This is a genomic window from Mesorhizobium sp. M7A.F.Ca.CA.004.06.1.1 (genome assembly GCF_003999135.1).
In the GTDB taxonomy this organism is placed as follows: domain Bacteria; phylum Pseudomonadota; class Alphaproteobacteria; order Rhizobiales; family Rhizobiaceae; genus Mesorhizobium.
The window spans coordinates 1-3,710 of record NZ_RZPQ01000593.1; the positions used below are offsets into that span (position 1 = coordinate 1).

Below are 3,710 nucleotides of genomic sequence, written 5' to 3' on the forward strand. Positions count from 1 at the left end.
GGTCGACAATGCGACATCCTACCTTGTGGATTCACTGTTCCGTCCGGCCGATCCGGGCAGGCTGGCTGCCGCCAATCCGGACAGCGATACCGCCGCGACCGGGCAGGCCTCGCGCATCCTAATCGCCGGTGCGGCGGCAGGCGAGGTTTCGGCAGACGACAAGGCCTATCTGTCGCAACTCGTCGCCGCTCGCACCGGTCTTTCGGAAGCAGATGCCAAGGCGCGGGTGGATGCGATCATCGCCAGGGCTCAGGACGCCAAGGTCAAGGCGCAGGAGGCTGCCGACACCGCCAGGAAGGCTGGCGCTACCTTTGCGCTCCTTGGTGCGCTGTCGCTGGCCATCGGCGCCTTCATCGCCAGTGCTGCCGCGGCCCTTGGGGGCAGGCAGCGCGACGATGAGGAAGCGGTTTTTCTCACCAGCCGCTGAAGCGGCTCAGCATTGAAAAGCAAAAGCCCGGCCTTGCGCCGGGCTTTTGTGTTTGGGTCAGTCGCGCCGTGGCGAAATCAGTGATCCATGGCCTTGACGATTTCCTCGGTCATCTTCTTGGCGTCGCCGAGCAGCATCATGGTGCCGTCCTTGTAGAACAGCGTGTTGTCGATGCCGGCATAGCCGGAGCCGAGCGAGCGCTTGACGAACAGGCAGGTGCGGGCCTTGTCGACATCGAGGATCGGCATGCCGTAGATCGGCGACGACTTGTCGTCGCGCGCGGACGGGTTGGTGACGTCGTTTGCGCCGATGACATAGGCAACGTCGGCCTGCGCGAATTCGGAGTTGATGTCCTCGAGTTCGAACACTTCGTCGTAGGGCACATTGGCTTCGGCGAGCAGCACGTTCATGTGGCCGGGCATGCGGCCGGCGACCGGGTGGATGGCATATTTGACGTCGACGCCATTGGCCTTGAGCTTGTCGGCCATTTCGCGCAGCGCATGCTGCGCCTGGGCAACCGCCATGCCGTAGCCCGGCACGATGATGACTTTCTGGGCGTTCATCATCAGATAGGCGGCATCGTCGGCGGAACCCTGCTTGACCGTGCGTTCGATGCCGTCATCGGCGGCCGCTGCCGTCTCGCCGCCGAAGCCGCCGAGAATGACCGAGATGAAGCTTCGGTTCATGCCCTTGCACATGATGTAAGACAGGATCGCGCCGGATGAGCCGACCAGCGCACCGGTGATGATCAGCGCCAGATTGCCGAGCGTGAAGCCGAGTGCGGCCGCCGCCCAGCCCGAATAGGAGTTGAGCATCGAGACGACGACCGGCATGTCGGCGCCGCCGATCGGGATGATCAGCAGGATGCCGAGCACCAGCGAGGCCGCAACGATCAACCAGAAGACCAGTTTGGACTCGGTGGTGACCAGCCTATTTGTATCACAATAAGAAACACATTAGGTATCACAAAATCGGAAATAGCCGCAAGGCTAATCACTAGCTGTCGAAACTTCTATAGTAAATTCAATAGCTTAGCGAGGAAAGTCGATGGTACCGTTGGCTGGGATCGAACCAGCGACCTCCGGATCCACAATCCGGCGCTCTAACCATCTGAGCTACAACGGCACGTTGCCTGAGCGGATCGAAACAGAAACTCATCCGCCCGCTCTGTCGTTCGGCGATGCGTCCTTACGGGCTTATGGATTCTAATTCAAGGCTTTTGGAAAGCAAAGGTCACTTCCCCACATCGACGCGGCATTTGCCCAGCAAGAAGGCGCAGGCAAGGGCCGGGCGACGGACAAAGAAAAAGGCCGGCGGGAGGAGGTGCCGGCCTTTTCCTGTTACGAGCCAGCGGGAGGAGGTGCTGGCTGGTCACCCGGGGAGCAGAGGGAGGAGGTTCCACTCACCGGGTATTCCTTGATGGCTGCTATCATACACCTGATCGTTTTTAAGAAAATGCGACCTTTTGTTGCATCTTCAGATCATGCGCAAATGTTAGGCAACCTTGATTTCCTTCATCGCCTTCTCGAAGGCGGTCTTGATCGGCTTGGAGACGTCCTCGGCCGCCTTGGAGGCAACGGCCTGGAAGTCCTTGGCCTGCTCGACGGTCGATTCGACGCGCTTGCGCAGGAAGGCGGTCTGCAGCTCGACGACTTCCGACAGCGACTTGGCGCCGATCAGGGCTTCGAGGTGGGAAAAGCCGGCCTCGGCATTGGCACGCAAAGCGGAGATGGTCTTGAGCGACAGGTCGTTGGAAACGGTCTTGGCGTTCTCGTAGGTCGACTCCAGAGCCTTCTGGGTCTCCTCGGCGCCGGTCTTCAGCTTGGCATAGGCCTCTTTCGACTGCTCAACGCCCTTTTCGGCGAAGGCGCGCATCTGGTCGGTGGCCTTGGAAGCGTCGAAGCTCGGGAATTCAACGTTTTCGATCGTCTCGGCGGTCTTGGTCCTGGACATTTTCCATCCTTTTCAGCGGCAGCGGCTTTGACAGAAAGCCGTCTCGTTCCTGTATGATGGCAATATAAAGGCAAATTTTGTGCGTTGCAATATCTTTGTTGCAGTGCACCATAAATTTCTTTTGGGCCGTTAACCAAGAGCCCAGATTCCAGCCTTTGCACGTTCTGGCTTGTGGACCTTCGCGCCTCCGGCTTTTATTAACAAAGCGTTAACTGCAAAATCGCCGCTCCGTGAGGTCCGCCAAGCGCATGCCGTCCGAATATTCCTTCCTCGATGTCGCCGTGCTCGACGCGGTCCGCCAGCGCTTTGCGGCAGGCGACGCGATCGCGATCCTGTCGGCGGATCTGGAGCAGGTGATCTGGGCCAACGGGCCAGGAGCCGCGATGTTCGGTTATCCCGACATCGAGGCGATCATCGGCGCCTCGGCGCAGTTGCCCGTGATCGCCAGGCGCCAGATCATGGCGACCAGCGGATTTCCCGAGATTGGCAGTGACCGCGCCATCATGGTGCGGCTGGCGACCGGCATGACCAGCCGCGCCGTCGGCTTCCTGGCCAGTGCGGTGACCATGCCGGACGCCGAAAAGGCGATCATGCTGGCAGTGCCGGCGGCTCAGACCGGGTCACGCAGTGCCGGCGAAATCGCCGCGCGCGCCATTAGCGGCCTCACCGAGGATGGTCATTTCATCGCCTTTGTCGATGCCGGGGGCAACGTCGAGGCGGCCTCGGAAGGATTTTCGGCACTGGGCATCCTGCCGGAGACGCTGGCGGCACTGGTTGCCGACGTCGCAGCCGAGAGCGACCGCATCGTCAAGCGCCTTGTCCCCGGCGGCACGGCCTCCTACCCGGCAGGGCTGGCAAGATTGACCGAGGAGCGGCATCTGCTGGTGGTGATCGACGAGGACCAGCTCGACGACACAGCCCCTGCGGGCGAACATCCTACGCAAACCATTGCCGAGACGGCACCTGCTGGCGACGCGGCTTCCCAGCCGGAACAGGGCCGCGAGGCACCGACCGACGAACCGAGCGCCTCGCAGCCGGCCGGCGACATCGCCGCATCGCAGCATGAGATCGCCGATGCGATCGGGCAGGCGCCGACGGCGGCTAACAGCGATCAGCCGGCAGCAGAGCGCATGCCCGCGCAGCACGACCATTGGTACTTCAACGCCGGCGAGGACGGAGGGCAACAGGCGCCGCGACCTGCCGCGTCCGGACCTGAAGCGCCTCAAGAGCCGGCCGCCCTGGAAGTCCAGTCCACGCCCACGCCGACGACCGTCTCGGCGATAGACCGCGCCGCGGCGCCTGTTGCCCTCCGTCCTCGCCGGCGTTGAAG

At 62.1% G+C, this 3,710-nt stretch carries 1 protein-coding gene, 1 tRNA gene and 3 pseudogenes; 2 read left to right on the forward strand and 3 right to left on the reverse strand.

Features of this window, described 5'->3' with window-relative positions:
- Window positions 1-427: pseudogene (locus EN906_RS26430) on the forward strand (hypothetical protein); the annotation flags it as partial.
- Window positions 428-504: 77 nt separating this feature from the next.
- Here EN906_RS26430 and EN906_RS26435 read toward each other — a convergent pair.
- From EN906_RS26435 to EN906_RS26445, 3 genes and pseudogenes are all read right to left on the reverse strand, one after another.
- Window positions 505-1,448 (reverse strand): annotated as a pseudogene (locus EN906_RS26435) (NAD(P)(+) transhydrogenase (Re/Si-specific) subunit beta); the annotation flags it as partial.
- A 27-nt stretch (window positions 1,449-1,475) separates the two neighbouring features.
- Window positions 1,476-1,552 (reverse strand) — tRNA-His (locus EN906_RS26440).
- Between the two features lie 369 nt (window positions 1,553-1,921).
- Window positions 1,922-2,380, reverse strand: a complete 459-nt coding sequence (locus tag EN906_RS26445; RefSeq protein ID WP_127270189.1) for a phasin — start codon at window positions 2,378-2,380, stop codon at window positions 1,922-1,924.
- A gap of 248 nt (window positions 2,381-2,628) precedes the next feature.
- Here EN906_RS26445 and EN906_RS26450 point away from each other — a divergent pair.
- Window positions 2,629-3,573, forward strand: a pseudogene (locus tag EN906_RS26450) (PAS domain-containing sensor histidine kinase); the annotation flags it as partial.
- Window positions 3,574-3,710 lie beyond the last annotated feature (137 nt).